The organism is Amycolatopsis sp. PS_44_ISF1, assembly GCF_032335455.1.
Classification (GTDB): domain Bacteria; phylum Actinomycetota; class Actinomycetes; order Mycobacteriales; family Pseudonocardiaceae; genus Amycolatopsis.
This window is the reverse complement of record NZ_JANUXO010000005.1, coordinates 24,459-42,004: the sequence shown is the minus strand read 5'-3', so window position 1 is coordinate 42,004 and position 17,546 is coordinate 24,459. Positions and strand designations below refer to the sequence as shown.

The window sequence follows — 17,546 nt, the reverse complement described above, 5'->3', positions numbered from 1 at the left end:
CGCGGGCCTGAGTTGGCCGAGCCCGCCCAGCTCGGGCGGGGCTCGCCCGACCTCATCCGGCCGAAAATGACGCTGCACCGCTCAGCACCAGACCCGGGCGGCAAGCGTCATTGGCGTCGACCGGACCACCGGCCGCCGGGAGAATGGCCGGACCGGGCCCGCAACGATGGGAGGTCGCCCGTGAGCAGTTCGGACGTCCCCGCCCTTCGCGGCGGCCTGGCCGTGCTGCGGCTGCTCGCGAGCCACGCCGGCCCGGTCTCCGCCGCGGCGATCGCGCGTGACCTGGGCCTCCCCCGGTCGACCACCTACCACCTGCTCAACGAGCTGACCACGGCCGGTTTCGTCGCCCACCTCGCGGCGGAACGCCGTTACGGATTGGGTATCGCCGCCTTCGAACTGGGCTCGGCGTACCTGCGTCACGATCCGCTGGAGCGGCTCGCGGGCCCGTTGCTGCGCAAGCTGGTGGACCGCGTCGGGCACACCGCGCACCTGGGCGTGCTGCACGGCAACGAGTCGCTGTACCTGATCAAGGAGCGCCCGGCCCGCCCGGAAACCCTGGTCACGGAGGTCGGTGTGCGGCTGCCCGCGCACCTGACCGCGTCCGGCCGGGCGATGCTGCGCCACCTGCCCGCCGCGCACGTACGCGCCCTGTTCCCGTCCTCGGGTTCCTTCGTGCGCCGCACCACCCGCGGCCCGGACTCACTGGCCGCCCTGCGCCGCACCCTGTCCGCCGAACGCCGCCTCGGCTGGTCCCTGGAAGACGGCCACGTCACGGCCGGCTTCGCCTCCGTCGCGGCCCCCGTCTTCGACCACGGCGCCCGCCCCCTGGCCGCGATCAGCGTGACCCTGCGCCACCACTGCCCGGAGACCACCCCCTGCCAGGAGACGTTCCCCGCCCTGGCCGGCGAGGTCGCCACCGCCGCCACGGACCTGACCAGCCGCATCGGCGGCACACCGGCCTGACCGGGGTATCAAGATCCGGCGTCGGAACGGGCGTCGACTTTAGCCCGTTCACCGGAATCAAATTACCCCGATCGGTTTATTGCGCTTCCAGGGTGTCATCCCTTGCCACCACGTACACCTTTGGAGCCGACAGATCTCGCTCTTTCGAATGATGCACACAGCGTCCTCGTAACGACAAATTTACCGGGATTCCGTCCAGCGCTTTACGAAAACCCTCACCGGCAGACACCCTCGGAGACCACGTTGAGCCAGAACATGATCATTCCTCGCAAAACCGAATATTCCAGGATCTTTTTCACTCCAACGCCACACTCAAAGAAGATAGTATTTATCCCGTTTGCGAGGCAGGTGGTTCCACACACAGTGTTCGAGTCAGGCGTAGCGGGGAGAACGCAGATGACTGAACCAACAGGAGCTTTGGGCGGACCGATCGGCGGGATGAATTTCGTAGTCGACAGCCCACGGGAGAGCGATAGCAGGACACCATCGGGCGCGTCGGGCTTCTACCTCGGCCGCGAAGCTCTGGCTACGGAGCTGAGTAACCTGCAGAATCTGCGAACGCGAATCCTTAAGCAGGTCGACAGAGCTCGGCCAATGTGGTCGATTGTACCCTCAGGACAGGACCCGGCTTCCAAGCGCAACAAAGACGCGAGCAACAACTCTGGAAACTTCTACCTGAATTATCTACTTCGGCAAAGTGCGTTCCTCCAGGGGTTCATCGCCAAGATGACAGAGGCCCTCGGTACCCACGAAGGCAACGATCGACAGTCCGGTACTGACGTGCAGCGAGCCACCGAGGAACCGATCTGATGCTGGCCCCCGCGCGCTGGAAGTTCCTCGGCTCCGCCATTGCCGCTTGGCTGCTGGCCGGGTGTTCGACCGGGCCCGGGCCGGTGGCACCAGGCGTCGGCACCTCCGCACCACCTGAATCAGGCATTGCTTCGCCACTCTCCGCGCCGTCCAGGGTCACGAATCCATTGCCGGCTGGGACGCTCGATCGCGATCCGTGTCGTGCACTGACCCCTGGCCAGCTCACCAACCTCCTGGGGGCCACCACCCTCGGCGAGCCGAGCGACAGCGGAATCGCGAGGACCTGCTCCTGGGCCAACAACGATCGCGGGTCCCTCATCACCATCCAGTTCGTGTACATCTGGCGAGACGGTCTGGGCCACGTCTACGCGAATAGGGACGCAGGGTTCTTCAAGGAAATGGATCCGGTGCAAGGTTTTCCGGTGGTCGCATATGGGCCGGACGACGAACGTTCGATCGGAAGGTGCGGTGTCGCGATCGGCGTTGCGGACAACGCCGCCTTCGAAGCTGACGCCACGATATCCCGATCGAACGTCGGCAAAACCGACGCGTGTGACGCCGCCCGCCGGATCGGCGACGCCGTGGTTACCACTTTGAAAGGCGTTGCGTGATGGGGTTCGGTTCAACCGAGGACTTCCTCGCCTACCTGACGCAGATGCAGGCCGAAGACCAGATCATCCCGCCCGGTGAGCTGGTGCGCCGGGTGAAGGCCGGGCCCGGGCCGCAGAGTCTCGGTGAGGCGCAGCATGCCAGTACGGTGCAGGCCAGTGCGCAGCAGGGCATCGAGACCGACACTCGCAATGCGATCACCCGGCTGGAGAACGCCTGGTCAGGGCCGAGCGGGGACGCGGCCCGGGACGCACTGCGGCCACTGGCCGAAGCGGCCAAGTCGGCGTCGGAGGCCCTGAACCGCAGCCAAGGCATCCTCACCGACCAGGTGCACGCGTTCACTTCGACCCGCGACTCCCTGCACGATGTCTCGGACGTCCCACCGCCGCGAAGCTTGTGGGACACGATCACACCGTGGGACACCGACAGCGAGGACCGGATCAACGAGCGCAACGCCGCCATCCAGCAGAACCACGCCGTTTACCAGAGATTTGTCAGTACCAGCGCCGCGCACGGTCAGAGCATGCCCGTTGACTACGGCCAGATCTCCGACACCCCGGAGGCGACCACGCTGGAATCAGATCGGAACGCCAGCGGACACAGCCACAACCAGCCCACCGTCGCCCGCATCACCACGACCGCGAGGCCGGCAGACCGGCCAAGTTCGCCCGGCCCGCCCGAAGCTGCCGCCGTGCTGCCGAAGCAACGCGAGGGCCAGCCGCAGCTTGGCGGGCAGGAAACGGACCGCGTTCCGACGGTCTCACCTGAAGAACCTCACCCACCGGCCGGCAAAGTCCAATCGCTACCTGGTGCAAACGGCGGTTATACGGCCGATTCCCTCGCGCCCAGCACGGAACTGTCCGGATTCACCACGGATAACCACGGCACCCCGCGCACCTCGAGCCCCGTCGACAACAGTCTCGGTAGCCACCTGCCGCTGGACGCCGATGACGATGCTTCCCAGCGCGAAAATCCAGTCGTGTCAGGGAAAAAGACCGGAACCGGACGGCCTAGCGGGCCGGTCGGCCAGACGACCAGAGGAACAGCCGGTGCCCGCGGCTCCGACGGCATGCCCTTGACCACGAACACCGGCAAGGGCGGCAAGGAGGAGGACAAGGAGCACAAGACTCCCGGTTACCTGCGGGAAGCCGATCCCAGTGCGCTGTTCGGCTACGACGGCAGAGCCACGCCGCCGGTGATCGGTCACTAGGCGGCCAAACGGGGGGGCGTAATGCTGTTCGACGGGCCGGTGGTGTTGCCGCGTCTGGCGGTTGCCCAGGCGTGGGAGTGGGAGCGGATCGGGCCGGCGCATCCGGTGCTGGGCGTCGTGGACGTCTGGGTGGAGGACGACGCCGGCGAGCGGCTGGACGAGCTGGCCCGACAGGCGCTGGCCGAGCCCGGCTTCTACGACCTGCGGGCCCGCCGCGTCACCGGGAGGTTCCGCGATCTGATGTTGGCGATCGCCAACGCCGAGGACGAGTGCTACGGCTGGTCCACCGACCGCCGTGGTCACGATCGCGCGATGCTCGCCGTCCCAGCCGATCGCGATGCCGTGCTGGCCATCGTCGAGGACGATCGGCTGACCCTGGAGTCGATCAAGGCGAGTCGCCTGGTCCGCGCCGTCGTCGAGTGCCTGCCTGATTTTCCGGCTGCCGACATCCGCGAGTTCTCCGTCCCGAAGGCCGATTACGAACCGGGGACGACCGGCCATCCCGCCGCCGAACAGCTCCGCCGTCTGATGGCGGCGCGGCGAGAGGCCAGCCACCAGCTCTATGTCGCGACCCGCGCCGACGGCACCCGCCAGTCCAGCTTGCCGCTGACCGCCGTCGACACCCGGGCCCACGGCCGAGTCCTCACCTATCTCAGCCAGACCCCCGAGGACACCCTCGACATCACCTGCGGCCCCGGTCACCCCACCTACATCACCGGCACCCTGCAGAACACCCTCGACGCCCTACGCTCCTGACCCCACAAAACACGAGGAGCGAGACCGGCCCACGCTTTCCGCGGGTAGGTCTCGCTCATCTCGCGAGTGGAGGTGCCGGGAATTGAACCCGGGTCCTCTAGCGTCTTGACAGGGCTTCTCCGTGCGCAGTCCGCTATGTCTCTACTCGACCCCTTCAGTCACACGAACAAGCTGAAGTGACGGGCCCAGCCACTGTTTGCTTCCCAACCAGGACCCGTGGCCGGGACTGGCGGTGAGCCTCCTAGCTGATGCCGGCTACCGGGTCGGAGGCGATCCCGGGCCGACAGACTCACTCTGCTACTTAGGCAGCAAGAGCGAAGTCGCGCTGGCTATTGGCCTTGGCGCTTATTGGTTTGCGATGACGCTTGCGGTGGTCTCTCGCCTGCACCGGCACGCTTCCCCTGACTCAACGTCCAGAGTCGAAACCGTTCACCCCCTCGTCGGTGGTACCTGACCTGTTCATCATAACGCCATCGGCAAGCCGGTTGATTCCCCCTGGGGTGGGGCTGTCCCTACCCGCAAGATGCCCGCTCGCCCCCTGTCCCCGCGGGGGCGGGAGAAGCGATGCTGTGCAGGTCAACGCACAGAATAGGAGCTCGCCATGGTCACCACCGCCACCGGGAGGCACCGCAACCCGCCGTTGAGCGGGGCGCTGGCCTTCCTGCTGCTCAACCTGCCGCTGGGGATCGTCGCGTTCACGGTGGTGGTCACGCTGTTCTCGGTCGGGATCGCGACGGCCGTGGTCTGGGTGGGCGTGCCCGTGCTCGCCCTGCTGGTCCTGCTGACGCGCGGCGCCGCCCGGATGGAGCGGGCGCGCGTATTCTCCCTGCTCGACACCTTCGTCGACTCGCCGTACCTGCCGTTGCCGGAAGGCGGGCGGTCCCGCTGGGTCACCCGGCTGAAGGACCGCGCCACCTGGCGTGACCTCACCTACTTCCTCCTGCTGTTCCCGGCCGGGATGATCGAGTTCGTGCTGGTCGTGACGTTCTGGGCGGTCAGCCTCGGACTGGTCGCGCTGCCCGTCTACTACCGCTTCCTGCCGGACGGGGCCTACTTCTTCCCGAGTTACGATGTGCGCTGGATCGTCGTCGACTCGACGGTGGCCGCGCTGCCGTGGGCGGCGCTGGGAGTGCTGTTCGCCGCGCTGTCCGTGGTGCTGACCAGGGGGCTGGCCCGGCTGCACGCCGGCTTCGCCGTGGCCCTGCTGCGGCCGACGGTGGCCCAGCGCCACCGCATGGAGCGCTCCTGGAACGCGATCGACGGAATGAGCACGGTGACCGGATGACCACGGAGCGACAGGCGCCGCCGGAGCACCCACTGCCCACCCCGGCCCGCACCATCGTCTACATGCTCCTCAGCTTCGTGCTCCGGCTGCTGCAGTTCATCCTCATCGTGGTGGGCGCGGTGGTCGGGGTCGGCACGGTGGTGGTCTGGATCGGCTTCCCGATCCTGCTCGCCACCACCGCGTTCGTCCGCTGGTCGGGTGATGTGGAGCGGCGCTGGGCCCGCCGGATGCTGCGCACGCCGCTGACCACGGTGGAGCGGCTGCCGCTCGAGGGCCAGTCCCTCACCCGCCGCTGGCTCACCCGGCTGACCGACCCGAGCACCTGGCGCGATCTCGGGTACCTGCTGATCGCGTTCCCGCTGGCGATCGTGGAGCTGCCGGTGGCCATCGCGTCGATCGTGCTGCTGCCGATGGCGATCTGGGTGACGCCGTGGCTGGGCTGGCTGCACGGCAACTTCGCGATGTCGCTGCTGGGCCCGAACCGCACGAGGACGCTGGAAGCGAAGGCCGAGCACCTGCAGGCGTCGCGGGGCCGCGGGGTCGGCGCCGCCGAGGCCGAGCGCCGCCGGATCGAGCGTGACCTGCACGACGGCGCGCAGCAGCGGCTGGTGGCGGTCGCGATGAGCCTCGGCCGCGCGAAGTCGAAGTTCGACAACGACCCGGACGCCGTGCGCGAACTGATCGACGAGGCGCACTCGGACGCCAAGCTGGCCGTCTCGGAGCTGCGTGACCTGGCCCGCGGCATCTACCCCGCGGTGCTGGGCGACCGCGGCCTCGACGCGGCGCTCTCGGCGCAGGCGGCGAAGTCCCCGATCCCGGTGGACGTGCACGTGGACGTCGAGCCGCGCCCGCCGGCCGCGGTGGAGACCACGGCGTACTTCATCGTCGGCGAGACGCTGACCAACATCGCCAAGCACTCCGGCGCCTCCGAGGCGATCGTGAAGGTCTGGCGCAGCGACACCCACGTCGTCGTCGAGATCACCGACAACGGCCACGGCGGCGCGGAGGTGCGCCCCGGCGGCGGGCTGGCCGGGCTGGCCGACCGCGCGGCCACGATCGACGGCGTCATCACCGTGGTCAGCCCGGTGGGCGGCCCGACGGTGATCCGGGCGGACCTGCCGTGCCAGTGGTGACCGGCTCGTGAGTGAATAGCGCCGGAGCTTTTCACCCACGAGCCTGGGGGCCTGATGCGGGTAGTGATCGCCGAAGACGCGGTGCTGTTGCGAGCCGGGGTCATCCGCCTGCTCGCCGACGAGGGCATCGAGACCGTCGCCGCCGTGGACAACGGTGACGACCTGCTCGGCGCGATCACCGAGCACCGCCCCGACCTGGCGATAGTCGACGTACGGATGCCGCCGTCGTTCACCGACGAAGGACTGCGCGCCGCGCTTTCCGCACGGGCGGCCATACCGGGCCTGCCGGTGCTGGTGCTCTCGCAGTACGTCGAGGAGAGCTACGCGGTGGAGCTGCTTTCCGGCGGTGCGGGCGGGGTCGGCTACCTGCTCAAGGAGCGGGTCGCCGACGTCGCGGAGTTCCTCGACGCGGTGCGCCGCGTGGCTGGCGGCGGTACCGCGATCGACCCCGACGTGATCGCCCAGCTGATGGCCCGAGGCCGCCGCAACCCGCTCGACGCGCTGACCGCGCGGGAGTCCGAAGTGCTCGGCCTGATGGCCCAGGGTCTGTCGAACACCGCCATCGCGAACTCGCTCGTGGTCTCGCACGGCGCGGTGGAGAAGCACATCGGCAACATCTTCGCCAAGCTCGGCCTGGAGGCCAGCTCGGAGGAGCACCGGCGGGTCCGGGCCGTGCTCACCTACCTCGGCCGCTGACCCGGGGGAGAATTCCTCACCCGTTTCCACGGCAGCCCCGGTGCCCCGCCCTCGCCTACCATGGACCGATGCCGAGTGAGGAGCGCCCGATGACCGACCGCAGCGTCCGCTTCTTCGGCGGCCCGCTCGACGGCCGCGTCCAGGAGCTCACCGAGGCCGATCCCGCGCCGGGCACGGTCGTCCGGCACATCCACCTCCACGGCGGACCGAAGATCGAGACGCTGTACGAGCTCGGCGCGACCGAAGCCGGCTGGGAGTACCGCGTGTGCTCGGATTCGCACAGCGAGGCCGAGCCGGAGCCGGACGGGCTGAGGTAGGGCCAGCCCCCATAGCGCGCTCCGGCTGGCCGGAGCACGGAAACGGCGGCCTGCCCCGCTGTCCGGCCCCGCCGTTTTCGCCAGGCTTCAACGATGACGCCAAGCCAGCTGCGGATCAGCACCCCAGCCGCGAAGGGCGGCCGGGACCGGTTCCTCGACGTGGTCCGGGCAGGTGCCGTCCTGGCCGTGCTCACCCAGCACTGGGTGATGCCGGTGCTCTCCTATTCCGACGGCACCCTGGTGACCGGGAACGCGCTCGCGACACCCGGCTGGTGGACGGTGAACTGGCTGTCCCAGGTGATGCCGCTGGTCTTCTTCGCCGGCGGCGCCGCGAACCTGATCTCCCTGCGCCGCGCCCCGTCGTCACGCGCCTGGCTGGCCGCGCGCGTCCGGCGGCTGCTCGTACCGGTGCTGCCCCTGGTGGCCGTGGGGCTGGTGGGGCCGGACCTGCTGCAGGGCATGGGGATTCCGCCGCAACCCCGGCAGGTCGCCGGTGCGGTCGCCGCGCAGTCGCTGTGGTTCCTGTCGGTGTACCTGCTCACCGTGCTGGTGACACCGCTGATGGTCGCGGCGCACCGGCGCTGGGGCTGGAAGGTGCCGTCGGTGATGGCCGCCGCCGGGGTGCTCGTCGACGTCGCCCGCTTCGACGGCCTCGGTTACGCCAACGCCGCGTTCGTCTTGGTCGCCGTGCACCAGTTGGGCTTCCACTACGTCGAGGGCCGGCTGGGCGAGCTGGGCCGGCGCGGCGCATTGGGCCTGTCCGCCGCCGGTTTCGGCGCCACCGCGCTGATGGTCGCCCTGCCGGGCGCCCCGGTGTCCAACCTGAGCGCACCGACCGTGCTGCTCGTCTTCCTCACGGTCGGGCAGATCGGCCTGCTGCTGGCTCTCCGCCCGCAGCTCAACGCGCTGGCCGCGAAGCCGCGCTTCGACGCCGCGCTGAGCTGGATCGGCGCGCGGTTCATGACCGTCTACCTGTGGCACATACCGGCGCTGATCGTGGTTTCCGGTCTCACCGTCTACGGACTGGGTTACGCGACCCCGGAGCCCGGCACCACGCTCTGGCTGACGATGGTGCCGATGTGGCTGGGCGCCTGCGCCGCGGTGCTGGCGGGTCTGCTGCGCCTGTTCGCCCGCTTCGAGGTGCGGCGGCGTGGTCCGGCGGTCACGGCCGGCACCCCGCGGCTGGTGCTGGCCGGGCTGCTGGCCTCAGGCGGGTTGCTGGGGCTGGCCGCGCACGGCTTCCAGTCGCTGAGCGCGGGCCTGGTGCACGGCCCGCTCCCGTGGGCGCTGCTCACCGCGGCCGGGTTCGCGCTGGCCGGGCGCGAGGCGCCGGGGCGGCCTGCCACTGCGGTGCCCTCAGCCGTTCAGCAACCGGGACGGGGTGTCGTGCAGCACCGCACGCAGGAACGGCTCGCCCAGACGGCCGTCCTCGGCCCAGCCGGCGATCGCCCGGAGCTGGGTGGCGTAGGAGTACGGGATGTTCGGGAAGTCCGTGCCGAGCACCACCCGGTCGGCGACACCGGCCAGCCGCGCCGTCCAGTCCGGGGGCAGCGGTGACATCCGCTCCGCGAACGGCACGCCGACCATCGTGGTGTCGAGGTGCACCCGCGGGTACCGGTCCATCAGCTCGAACGCGGTGGTGAACTCGGGCATCGCGGCGTGCGCGAGCACGGCCGTGAGCCGAGGGTGCTCGGCCAGCACCTGGCCGAAGACGGTCAACCCGGTGAAGTCGCCACGCAGCGGTCCGTGTCCACAGTGGACGACGACCGGCACGCCCGCCTCGGCCAGCGCGCCCCAGACCGCCCTCAGCTGCTCGTCGCGCGGGTCGTACGCGCCGACCTGCACGTGGGCCTTGAAGCAGCGGGCGCCCGCCCGCAGCGCGGCGTCCACAGAGGACGCGGCCGAGGGCTCGGGGAAGAACGTGCCGGTGCGCACGGCCTCGGGCACCTGGTCCGCGAACTCGCCGGCCCACGAGGTCAGCCATTCGGCCATGCCCGCCTTGTGCGGGTACACCAGCGGAGCGAACTGCTTGACCCCCAGGGACCGCAGCGTCTCCAGCCGCTCCTTCTCCCCGGTGCGGTAGAACACCGGCCACTCGGTGCCGTAGTGCTCGGTCGCGCGGTCGAAGTACGCCCACACCTTGTCCATCACGGGCTTGGGCAGGAAGTGCACGTGCAGGTCGATCAGCCCGTCGAGACCCAGTGACGCCGTCCACCGCGTGATGTCGGCGTCCGATGCCGGGCCGGCCGTCACTCCGTGAACCGGCCCTTCAGCGCCCGGCCCATGGCCTTGCTGATGTCCCGCTCGGCGTCGCGCTTGGCCAGCGTCTGCCGCTTGTCGTAGGCCTTTTTGCCCTTGGCCAGCGCGATCTCGACCTTGACCTTGCCGTCCTTGAAGTACATCGACAGCGGCACCAGCGACAGGCCGCTCTCCTTCGTCTTACCGATCAGCTTCTCGATCTCGCCGCGGTGCAGCAGCAGCTTGCGGGTGCGCCGCGGCATGTGGTTGGTCCAGGTGCCCTGCGTGTACTCCGGGATGTGCACGTTGCGCAGCCACACCTCGCCGTCGTCCACGGTCGCGAACGCGTCGGCCAGCGAGGCCTTGCCCTCACGAAGGCTCTTCACCTCCGTGCCCTGGAGCACCAGTCCCGCTTCGTAGGTGTCCAGGATGGAGTAGTCGTGCCGAGCCTTGCGGTTCGACGCGATGACCTTCTGACCACGTTCTTTGGGCATGATGACAACTCTACGTGATTTCCGGGCCCCGAGCAGGTGGTTAACCAGCAGCTAGTGGCGGACGTACAGACGGAGCGTGACGTAACCGGTGATGGCGGAGATGACCACCGAGACCGCGAGCAGGATCGGCGCCACCGGGAAGAGCAGTTCCAGCGTGGTGATCTGCGGGAACACCTCGCCGGTGAACACGGTGTCGAGGAACGAGACCTTGGTCAGGATGAGGAACACGGTCCCGAGCACCGCACCGACCACGCCGGCGACCACCGCCTCCAGCAGGAAGGGCAGCTGCGTGTACCACCGGGTCGCGCCCACCAGCCGCATGATGCCGACCTCGGTGCGCCGGGTGAACGCCGAGACCTGGATGGTGTTGGCGATCAGCAGCAGCGCGGCCACGGCCATGATCAGCGCCATCACGAACGCGATGTTCCGCACGCCGTTGAAGACGTTGAACACCCGGTCGAGGAACTTCTTCTGGTCGTCGACCTTCCGCACGCCGGGCTGGCCGGTGTACTGCTTGATGATCGCGTCGGAGCGGTCCGGGTCCTTGAGCTTGACCTGCAGCGAGGCCGGCAGCGCCTCCGGCCCGGTCAGCTCCAGCAGCTCGGGCTGGCTCGCGAAGATCTTCTTGAACCGGTCGTAGGCCTGGTCGCGGTTTTCGAACACCACCGACTCGACGCCCGGGTTGTTCTGCAGCGACTGGCGCAGCCCGCTGCACAGCGCCTGCTGGCAGCTCTTGTCGTTGGCGCTGATGTCGTCGACCAGGCTGATGGAGATCTCGACCTCGGCGAGGAAGTTCGCCTTCATCTTGTCGATGGTGCGCACGGCGAGCAGGCCACCGCCGAGCATGGCGAGGGAGACCGCCGTGGTGAGGATCATCGCGATGGTCATCGTGACGTTCCGGCGCAAACCGGTGAGAACCTCGCTGAAGACGAAACTGGCGCGCATCGCAGGTGTGTGTCCCTTGTGGTTTCGGGCGGTCGGGAAGGGTCTGGGCGGCCGGTCAGCGACCGATGCCGTAGACCCCGCGGGCGTCGTCACGGATCACGCGGCCGAGCTGGAGCTCGACCACCCGGCGCCGCATCGAGTCCACGATGGAGTGATCGTGGGTGGCCATGAGCACGGTGGTCCCCGTGCGGTTGATGCGTTCCAGCAGCAGCATGATGTCCTGGCTGGTGTCCGGGTCCAGGTTCCCGGTGGGCTCGTCGGCGAGCAGCACCAGCGGGCGGTTCACGAACGCGCGCGCGATGGCCACGCGCTGCTGCTCACCGCCGGACAGTTCGTTGGGCAGGCGGTCGGCCTTGCCGTCGAGGCCGACGAGCTCGAGCACCTCGGGCACCACCTTCTTGATGGTGAGCCGCGGCTTGCCGATGACCTCGAGGGCGAACGCGACGTTCTCGGCCACGGTCTTGTTCGCCAGCAGCCGGAAGTCCTGGAACACGCAGCCGATGGTCTGGCGCAGGCGGGGCACCCGGCGGCGGGCCAGCTTGGCGACGTCGAAGTTCGACACCATCACCCGGCCCTTGCTCGGCACCTCTTCGCGCAGCAGCAGCCGCAGGAAGGTCGACTTCCCCGACCCCGACGGTCCGATGAGGAAGACGAACTCACCCTTGTCTATCTCGACCGACACCCGTTCGAGGGCGGGACGGGTCGAGGTCTTGTAGACCTTGGAAACCTCTTCGAGCCGGATCACGGTTCGGCATACTACCCAAGCGACTCGTTAAGCCCGGGTTGCCCGTGCCCCGCGACGCGGACGAGGGACCCCCGCGGTCGCCGAACGTGGCGAAACCATCGCCGGGCGGTCGCGGAAGTCCCTCGTCGTGCGGTCGGGGTGAGGGGATCAGGCCACGCCGGCCTGCTTGCGCCAGCGGATGCCGGCCTCCAGGAAGCCGTCGATGTCGCCGTCGAGCACGCCCGAGGGGTTGCCGACCTCGAACTCGGTGCGCAGGTCCTTGACCATCTGGTACGGGTGCAGCACGTAGGAGCGCATCTGGTTGCCCCAGCTCGAGCCGCCGTCCTTGAGCGCGTCCATCTCGGCGCGCTCCTCTTCCTTCTTGCGCAGCATCAGCCGGGCCTGGAGGACCTTCAGCGCCGCGGCCTTGTTCTGCAGCTGCGACTTCTCGTTCTGGCAGGAGACGACGATGCCGGTGGGCAGGTGGGTGATGCGCACCGCGGAGTCGGTCGTGTTGACGCTCTGCCCACCGGGGCCGGACGAGCGGTACACGTCGACGCGGATGTCCTTCTCCGCGATGTCGACGTGGTCGACCTCCTCGACCTCGGGCAGCACCTCGACGTGGGCGAAGGAGGTCTGGCGGCGGCTCTGGTTGTCGAACGGCGAGATCCGGACCAGCCGGTGGGTGCCCTGCTCGACCGAGAGGGTGCCGTAGACGTAGGGGGCGCTCACCTTGAACGTGGCCGACTTGATCCCGGCCTCTTCGGCGTAGGAGATGTCGTAGACGTCGGTGGGGTAGCCGTGCCGCTCGGCCCAGCGCAGGTACATCCGGAGCAGCATCTCGGCCCAGTCGGCCGCGTCCACGCCGCCGGCTTCGGAACGGATGGTGACCACGGCGTTGCGCGCGTCGTACTCGCCCGACAGCAGCGTGCGGACCTCAAGCCCGTCGACGTCCTTGGTCAGCCCGGTCAGGTCGTTCTCGGCCTCGGCCATGCTGGCGGTGTCGCCCTCAGCCTCGGACAGCTCGTAGAGCACGGCGAGGTCGTCGAGGCGCTGGCGGAGGTCGGAGACGCGCCGCAGCTCGCTCTGGCGGTGCGAAAGCCGGCTGGTGACCTGCTGCGCCTCCTCCGGGTTGTCCCAGAGGGTGGGGCTGGAGGCCTGCTGTTCAAGCTCGGCGACCTGGGCGCGCAGCGCGTCGAGGTCCATCACCGACTCGATCTGGGTCAGCTTGCCGGTCAGGTCCTTCAGCGCCGCATCGAACTCATCACTCACGTTGGCCAAGGTTACGGCAAAACCCACGACCGGTTGCGCACCGGTCGTGGGCAGTGCGCGACCTCAGGCCTGGGGGATGGCGTCGAGCAGCTTCAGGGCGGCCTTGGCCTGCGCCTGGGCGAACTCGGCGACGGCCTTGGCGTAGGGGCCGTCGGCCGCCTTCGTCGCCGTCTTGGCGTCGTCGAGCTGCTGCTGGTAGCTCGCGCGGGCCGTGTCGAGCAGGGAGGCGCGCTGCTTGACGGTCAGCGAGCCGGCGTGCACGAGCCGCAGGATGAGCGGGCTGCGCAGGTGGTCGGGGCCGGCCTCGGACGCGAGCCAGGTCTTGAAGGCCTTCTTGCCCGCCGCAGTGAGCACGTACTGCTGGCTCGACCGGGGGCCCTGCTTGCCGAGACGGACCAGGCCCTCCTTGGACAGGGCCGGCAGCTCGCGGTAGACCTGGCTGCGGGTGACGCTGAAGAAGGCGCCGAAGCGCTCGTCGGCTCCCGCGACCAGTTGACCGCCGGTGGCGGGACCGTCGTGTAGCAGACCGAGCAGAGCGGCGGCAGTTGCATTCAATTCGGACACCCCTCTACGTTCCCACTTATTCGCCTCTGTGTCCACAGTGGCCTCCACATCTGTCCATTGTGGCTAGTGTTATCCCCTCGTTCGGCCCAATCCGAAAGCCGGTCCACAGTGGACCCGGCCACGCTCCGCAACCGCCGTGGTCCCCATCCACTCCGGTCCGGCTCCCGCAACCACCACCCGGGGCACTCTCCCCCGCCGCTGCCGCCCGCTCGCGCATCCGCACGCGCACCCTCCCGCGCACGGGACTCATCAACGCACAAAAAAGACCCGCCTCCACGTTTACCGTGAAGGCGGGTCCCAACCTCTGTAGCGGGGACAGGATTTGAACCTGCGACCTCTGGGTTATGAGCCCAGCGAGCTACCGAGCTGCTCCACCCCGCGTCGTAGGACCTACCTTACGCCCGGGTGTTTTCCGGACGTGAGGCAGGTCCACTTAACCGGGCGGGGTCAGCCGCCGGGCCGGTTGCCGCCGCTGCTCGGCGGGGGGCTGGTGGCCGGTTTGGCCGCCGCGTACTCCTTGGTCGCCGCGTCGAGGGCGGCGAGCGCCGCTCCCTGGTCGGTGAAGTTGCCGGACTGCTGGGCGGCCTTGAGCTGGGCCAGGGCCCCCTGGATGTCGGTCACGGCCTTGTCCAGGGCCGGGTTGCTGCCGCCGGAGTTCGGCGGGGTCGACGTGGGCGTGGCCGGGTTCGTCGACGAGGTCGGCGGGTTCGGGGAGTCGCCCTGCGGGGGGCTGGTCGCGGACGCGCCGGTGCCGCTGCCGAACACCTGGTCGAGGGCGCCGTTGAGGGTGGAGTCGAAGCCGATCTTGGCGCCGAAGGAGACCAGCACGCGGGCCAGCTGTGGATAGCTGCCCTGGTTGCGCTGCCGGATGTACACCGGTTCGACGTAGAGGAACCCGTCCGCGACCGGCAGCGTGATCAGGTTGCCGTAGATCGGGATGACGCTGGGGTTGTTGAGCAGGGTCCGGTCTTGGGCGACCCGGGGATCGCTCTGGAACCGGTTCTGCACCTGCACCGGGCCGTCGACCTGGTTGGCGCCGCTGGCCGGTGGCAGCCGGAGCACCCGGATCGTCCCGTAGTCGCCCGGATCGGAGGAGACCGACATCCAGGACGCGAGGTACTGCCGTTGCAGTCCGGTGAGCGCGCTGGTCAGCTGGAAGGTCGGCTTGCCCTCCCCGGCCGCGTCGGCGAGCACGTAGTAGCCGGGCTGGTTGGCGACGTTGGCCGCGGCCGTGGTCGAGCTGCCGTCCTCGGTCGGGTCCTGCGGCACGCTCCAGAAGGCCTGCTGCGCGTAGAACTCCTGCGGGCTGGAGACGTGGTAGCGCGCGAGCAGCTCACGCTGGATCTTGAACAGGTCCTCCGGGTACCGGAAGTGCGAGCGCAGTTCGGGCGAGATCTCCGAGCTGGGTTTCACCAGCCCCGGGAACACCTTCTCCCACGCCTTCAGCACCGGGTCCCGGTCGTCGGCCGAGTACAGCGTCACGGTGCCGTCGAACGCGTCGACGGTGGCCTTCACCGAGTTGCGGATGTAGTTGATGGAGTTGTTGGCCTGCTTCGTCACGCCGTTGAGCGAGTCGTTGGTGGCCTCGCCGAGCTGGGTCTGCTGGGCGTACGGGTAGTTGTTCAGCGTGGTGTAGCCGTCGACGATCCACTGGATGTGCCCGTCGACCACCACCGGGTACGGGTCGCCGTCGAGGGTCAGCCACGGCGCGACCTTGCCGACGCGCTCCCGCGGGTCGCGGTTGTACATGATCTTGGAGTTCTCGCCGATGGCGTCGGAGAACAGGATGTTCCGCTCGCCGTACTCGGCCGAGAAGACCAGCCGGTTGAACCAGCTGTCGAGCGAGACGCCGCCCTTGCCGTCGTAGATGTACCCGCGCTGGCTGTCGGTGTCGTACTCCCCCGGCGCCGAGCCCTGGGTTCCGCCGACGATGGCGTAGTCGTTGGTCAGCTCGCCGTAGTAGATGCGCGGCTGCTTGACCTCGATGCCCGGCTGGCCGCCCGCGGAGGCGGCACCGGAGGGGTTCGTCGTGTCGCTCGTGGTGGCGATCGGGTAGCCGCCGTCGGAGTTCGAGTCCTTCACCGCGCGGTCGATGGTGTTGGCCGGCGCGGCGACGAACCCGTTGCCGTGGGTGTAGACGAGGTGCTTGTTGATCCAGCTCGTCTGGTTGCCGGTGAGGCCGTCGGTCTTGATCTCCTTGGCCGCCACGATGTAGTCCTGGGTGGTGCCTCCGACGTTGTAGCGGTCGATGTCGAGCTTGGCCGGGAAGCCGTAGAAGTTCTCCCGGCCGACGCGCTGGGTGAAGGTGTCGCTGAGGATGTTCGGGTCCAGCAGCCGGATGTTGGACACCGTGCCGGTCTCCGCCTTCACCGCGGCCTGGCTCGCCTCGGTCTTGCCCGCGTAGTCCTCGTACTTCACGTTCCCCAGGCCGAACGACTGCCGGGTCGCGTCCATGTTGCGCTGGATCGACGCGGCCTCCTTGTCGTTCGCGTTCGGCTTGACCGAGAACTGGTCGAGGATCGCGGGCCAGGCCACGCCGACCAGCACGTTCGACAGGATCAGCAGCACGAGCGCGATCGCCGGGAGCTGGAGGTTGCGCAGGAACGCGCCGGCGAAGAACGCGACGGCGCAGATCACCGAGATGCACAGCAGGATCAGCTTCGCCGGGAGCACCGCGTTCAGGTCGGTGTAGGTGGCGCCGTTGAACAGTGGCATGTCGCGATCGGACAACAGGAGGTTGTACCGGTCGAAGAAGTAGTCGACGGCCTTCAGCAGCACGAACAGCCCGACGGTGATGGCGAGCTGCGCGCGGGTCGGCCCGGCGAGCTGGCCGCCCCGGCCGGCCAGCCGGATGCCGCCGAAGATGTAGTGCGCGATCAGCGCGCCGAAGAACGAGATGACGATCGTGACGAACAGCCAGCCGAGCAGCCAGTTCACGAACGGCATGTCGAAGGCGTAGAAGCCGATGTCGTGGCCGAACTCGGGATCGGTCTGGCCGAACGGCGTCCCGTTGAGGAACAGCTGGATCAGCTGCCAGTCGCCCATCGCGGACGCCCCGGCGATCAGCCCGGTGACCAGCGGGATGCCGATGCCGAACAGCCGGATGCGGCTGACGATCAGCGAGCGGTAGCGCGACAGCGGGTCGTCCGCGCCCGAGACCGGCACGAACACCGGCCGCGTGCGGTAGGCGACGGTGAGGCTGATCGCCAGCGCGCCGCCGACCAACAGGCCGACCGCCACGAACAGGACGGCCCGGGTCAGCAGCTCCGTGGTGAACACCGACCGCGCGCCCACCTCGCCGAACCACAGCCAGTTGACGTAGGTGTCGAGCAGCCGGACGCCCAGCAGCAGCGCCAGCACGACCACCACGGCGATGATGAGGAGTATCCGGCTGCGGCGGGACAGCTTCAGGCTCACGGGGGGCCGAGTCGCCACGGCAACGCTCCTGTCTTCGTGAACACGTACTCGGGGACAGCGATGTCCCCTGACGCTCTAACTCTACGGATGGGGTCGGTGGTTCCCGGGACCGC

The 17,546-nt window shown here is 68.8% G+C and carries 16 protein-coding genes, 1 tRNA gene, 1 other RNA gene and 1 pseudogene; 10 read left to right on the top strand and 9 right to left on the bottom strand.

Annotated elements, in window-relative coordinates; genetic code table 11:
* Positions 1-180: 180 nt before the first annotated feature.
* The 5 genes from NYF13_RS33795 to NYF13_RS33775 all read left to right on the top strand — a co-directional run bounded on the left by NYF13_RS33795 (position 181) and on the right by NYF13_RS33775 (position 4,348).
* Positions 181-963: an IclR family transcriptional regulator gene (locus NYF13_RS33795; protein WP_315662034.1), complete on the top strand. Its 783-nt coding sequence runs from the start codon at positions 181-183 to the stop codon at positions 961-963.
* A 396-nt stretch (positions 964-1,359) separates the two neighbouring features.
* Positions 1,360-1,773 carry a hypothetical protein gene (locus NYF13_RS33790; RefSeq protein ID WP_315662033.1) on the top strand — a complete coding sequence of 138 codons (414 nt, stop codon included), beginning with the start codon at positions 1,360-1,362 and terminating at the stop codon, positions 1,771-1,773.
* Positions 1,773-2,384, top strand: coding sequence for a DUF3558 domain-containing protein (locus NYF13_RS33785; RefSeq protein ID WP_315662031.1), 612 nt, complete (start codon positions 1,773-1,775; stop codon positions 2,382-2,384). The genes NYF13_RS33790 and NYF13_RS33785 overlap by 1 nt, the downstream gene beginning before the upstream one ends.
* On the top strand, positions 2,384-3,592 hold the full coding sequence (locus NYF13_RS33780) for a hypothetical protein (RefSeq protein WP_315662029.1): 1,209 nt from the start codon (positions 2,384-2,386) through the stop codon (positions 3,590-3,592). Before NYF13_RS33785 ends, NYF13_RS33780 begins: the two co-directional genes overlap by 1 nt.
* A 21-nt stretch (positions 3,593-3,613) precedes the next feature.
* The gene (locus NYF13_RS33775; protein ID WP_315662028.1) at positions 3,614-4,348 is read left to right on the top strand and encodes an ESX secretion-associated protein EspG; all 735 of its coding nucleotides are present in this window, start codon (positions 3,614-3,616) and stop codon (positions 4,346-4,348) included.
* A gap of 64 nt (positions 4,349-4,412) precedes the next feature.
* On the opposite strand, the gene ssrA is transcribed toward NYF13_RS33775, so the two are convergent.
* Positions 4,413-4,785: a transfer-messenger RNA gene (gene ssrA, locus NYF13_RS33770) on the bottom strand.
* A 164-nt stretch (positions 4,786-4,949) separates the two neighbouring features.
* Here ssrA and NYF13_RS33765 point away from each other — a divergent pair.
* From NYF13_RS33765 to NYF13_RS33745, 5 genes and pseudogenes are all read left to right on the top strand, one after another.
* The gene (locus NYF13_RS33765) at positions 4,950-5,633 is read left to right on the top strand and encodes a sensor domain-containing protein (RefSeq protein WP_315662026.1); all 684 of its coding nucleotides are present in this window, start codon (positions 4,950-4,952) and stop codon (positions 5,631-5,633) included.
* Positions 5,630-6,766 carry a sensor domain-containing protein gene (locus tag NYF13_RS33760; RefSeq protein WP_315662024.1) on the top strand — a complete coding sequence of 379 codons (1,137 nt, stop codon included), beginning with the start codon at positions 5,630-5,632 and terminating at the stop codon, positions 6,764-6,766. Before NYF13_RS33765 ends, NYF13_RS33760 begins: the two co-directional genes overlap by 4 nt.
* A gap of 54 nt (positions 6,767-6,820) precedes the next feature.
* Entirely contained in the window at positions 6,821-7,462 is a 642-nt protein-coding gene (locus tag NYF13_RS33755; protein WP_315662022.1) for a response regulator transcription factor, read from the top strand.
* An 89-nt stretch (positions 7,463-7,551) separates the two neighbouring features.
* The gene (locus tag NYF13_RS33750; protein ID WP_315662493.1) at positions 7,552-7,779 is read left to right on the top strand and encodes a hypothetical protein; all 228 of its coding nucleotides are present in this window, start codon (positions 7,552-7,554) and stop codon (positions 7,777-7,779) included.
* Between the two features lie 93 nt (positions 7,780-7,872).
* Positions 7,873-9,111 (top strand): annotated as a pseudogene (locus tag NYF13_RS33745) (acyltransferase); the annotation flags it as partial.
* Between the two features lie 24 nt (positions 9,112-9,135).
* Here NYF13_RS33745 and NYF13_RS33740 read toward each other — a convergent pair.
* The 8 genes from NYF13_RS33740 to NYF13_RS33705 form a co-directional block, all read right to left on the bottom strand.
* Positions 9,136-10,032 carry an amidohydrolase family protein gene (locus NYF13_RS33740; protein WP_315662021.1) on the bottom strand — a complete coding sequence of 299 codons (897 nt, stop codon included), beginning with the start codon at positions 10,030-10,032 and terminating at the stop codon, positions 9,136-9,138.
* Positions 10,029-10,511: an SsrA-binding protein SmpB gene (smpB, locus tag NYF13_RS33735; protein ID WP_315662020.1), complete on the bottom strand. Its 483-nt coding sequence runs from the start codon at positions 10,509-10,511 to the stop codon at positions 10,029-10,031. Before smpB ends, NYF13_RS33740 begins: the two co-directional genes overlap by 4 nt.
* Before the next feature lie 51 nt (positions 10,512-10,562).
* A complete protein-coding gene (gene ftsX, locus NYF13_RS33730) occupies positions 10,563-11,456 on the bottom strand; it encodes a permease-like cell division protein FtsX (protein WP_315662018.1) in 894 nt (297 codons plus the stop codon).
* A gap of 55 nt (positions 11,457-11,511) precedes the next feature.
* Positions 11,512-12,201 carry a cell division ATP-binding protein FtsE gene (gene ftsE / locus NYF13_RS33725; RefSeq protein ID WP_315662016.1) on the bottom strand — a complete coding sequence of 230 codons (690 nt, stop codon included), beginning with the start codon at positions 12,199-12,201 and terminating at the stop codon, positions 11,512-11,514.
* Between the two features lie 147 nt (positions 12,202-12,348).
* A complete protein-coding gene (prfB, locus tag NYF13_RS33720) occupies positions 12,349-13,452 on the bottom strand; it encodes a peptide chain release factor 2 (RefSeq protein WP_315662015.1) in 1,104 nt (367 codons plus the stop codon).
* Positions 13,453-13,515: 63 nt separating this feature from the next.
* Positions 13,516-14,016 carry a helix-turn-helix transcriptional regulator gene (locus NYF13_RS33715; RefSeq protein WP_315662013.1) on the bottom strand — a complete coding sequence of 167 codons (501 nt, stop codon included), beginning with the start codon at positions 14,014-14,016 and terminating at the stop codon, positions 13,516-13,518.
* Positions 14,017-14,323: 307 nt separating this feature from the next.
* A tRNA-Met gene (locus tag NYF13_RS33710) sits at positions 14,324-14,397 on the bottom strand.
* A 66-nt stretch (positions 14,398-14,463) separates the two neighbouring features.
* Complete coding sequence (locus NYF13_RS33705; protein ID WP_315662491.1) at positions 14,464-17,433, bottom strand: UPF0182 family protein; 2,970 nt, start codon at positions 17,431-17,433, stop codon at positions 14,464-14,466.
* Positions 17,434-17,546 lie beyond the last annotated feature (113 nt).

Bases quoted from the DNA above. Each gene is read 5' to 3' on its own strand.
- NYF13_RS33790 (WP_315662033.1), top strand. From the start codon at position 1,360: ATGACTGAACCAACAGGAGCTTTGGGCGGACCGATCGGCGGGATGAAT.
- NYF13_RS33785 (WP_315662031.1), top strand. From the start codon at position 1,773: ATGCTGGCCCCCGCGCGCTGGAAGTTCCTCGGCTCCGCCATTGCCGCT.
- NYF13_RS33780 (WP_315662029.1), top strand. From the start codon at position 2,384: ATGGGGTTCGGTTCAACCGAGGACTTCCTCGCCTACCTGACGCAGATG.
- NYF13_RS33775 (WP_315662028.1), top strand. From the start codon at position 3,614: ATGCTGTTCGACGGGCCGGTGGTGTTGCCGCGTCTGGCGGTTGCCCAG.
- NYF13_RS33765 (WP_315662026.1), top strand. From the start codon at position 4,950: ATGGTCACCACCGCCACCGGGAGGCACCGCAACCCGCCGTTGAGCGGG.
- NYF13_RS33760 (WP_315662024.1), top strand. From the start codon at position 5,630: ATGACCACGGAGCGACAGGCGCCGCCGGAGCACCCACTGCCCACCCCG.
- NYF13_RS33755 (WP_315662022.1), top strand. From the start codon at position 6,821: ATGCGGGTAGTGATCGCCGAAGACGCGGTGCTGTTGCGAGCCGGGGTC.
- NYF13_RS33750 (WP_315662493.1), top strand. From the start codon at position 7,552: ATGACCGACCGCAGCGTCCGCTTCTTCGGCGGCCCGCTCGACGGCCGC.
- smpB (WP_315662020.1), bottom strand. From the start codon at position 10,511: ATGCCCAAAGAACGTGGTCAGAAGGTCATCGCGTCGAACCGCAAGGCT.
- ftsX (WP_315662018.1), bottom strand. From the start codon at position 11,456: ATGCGCGCCAGTTTCGTCTTCAGCGAGGTTCTCACCGGTTTGCGCCGG.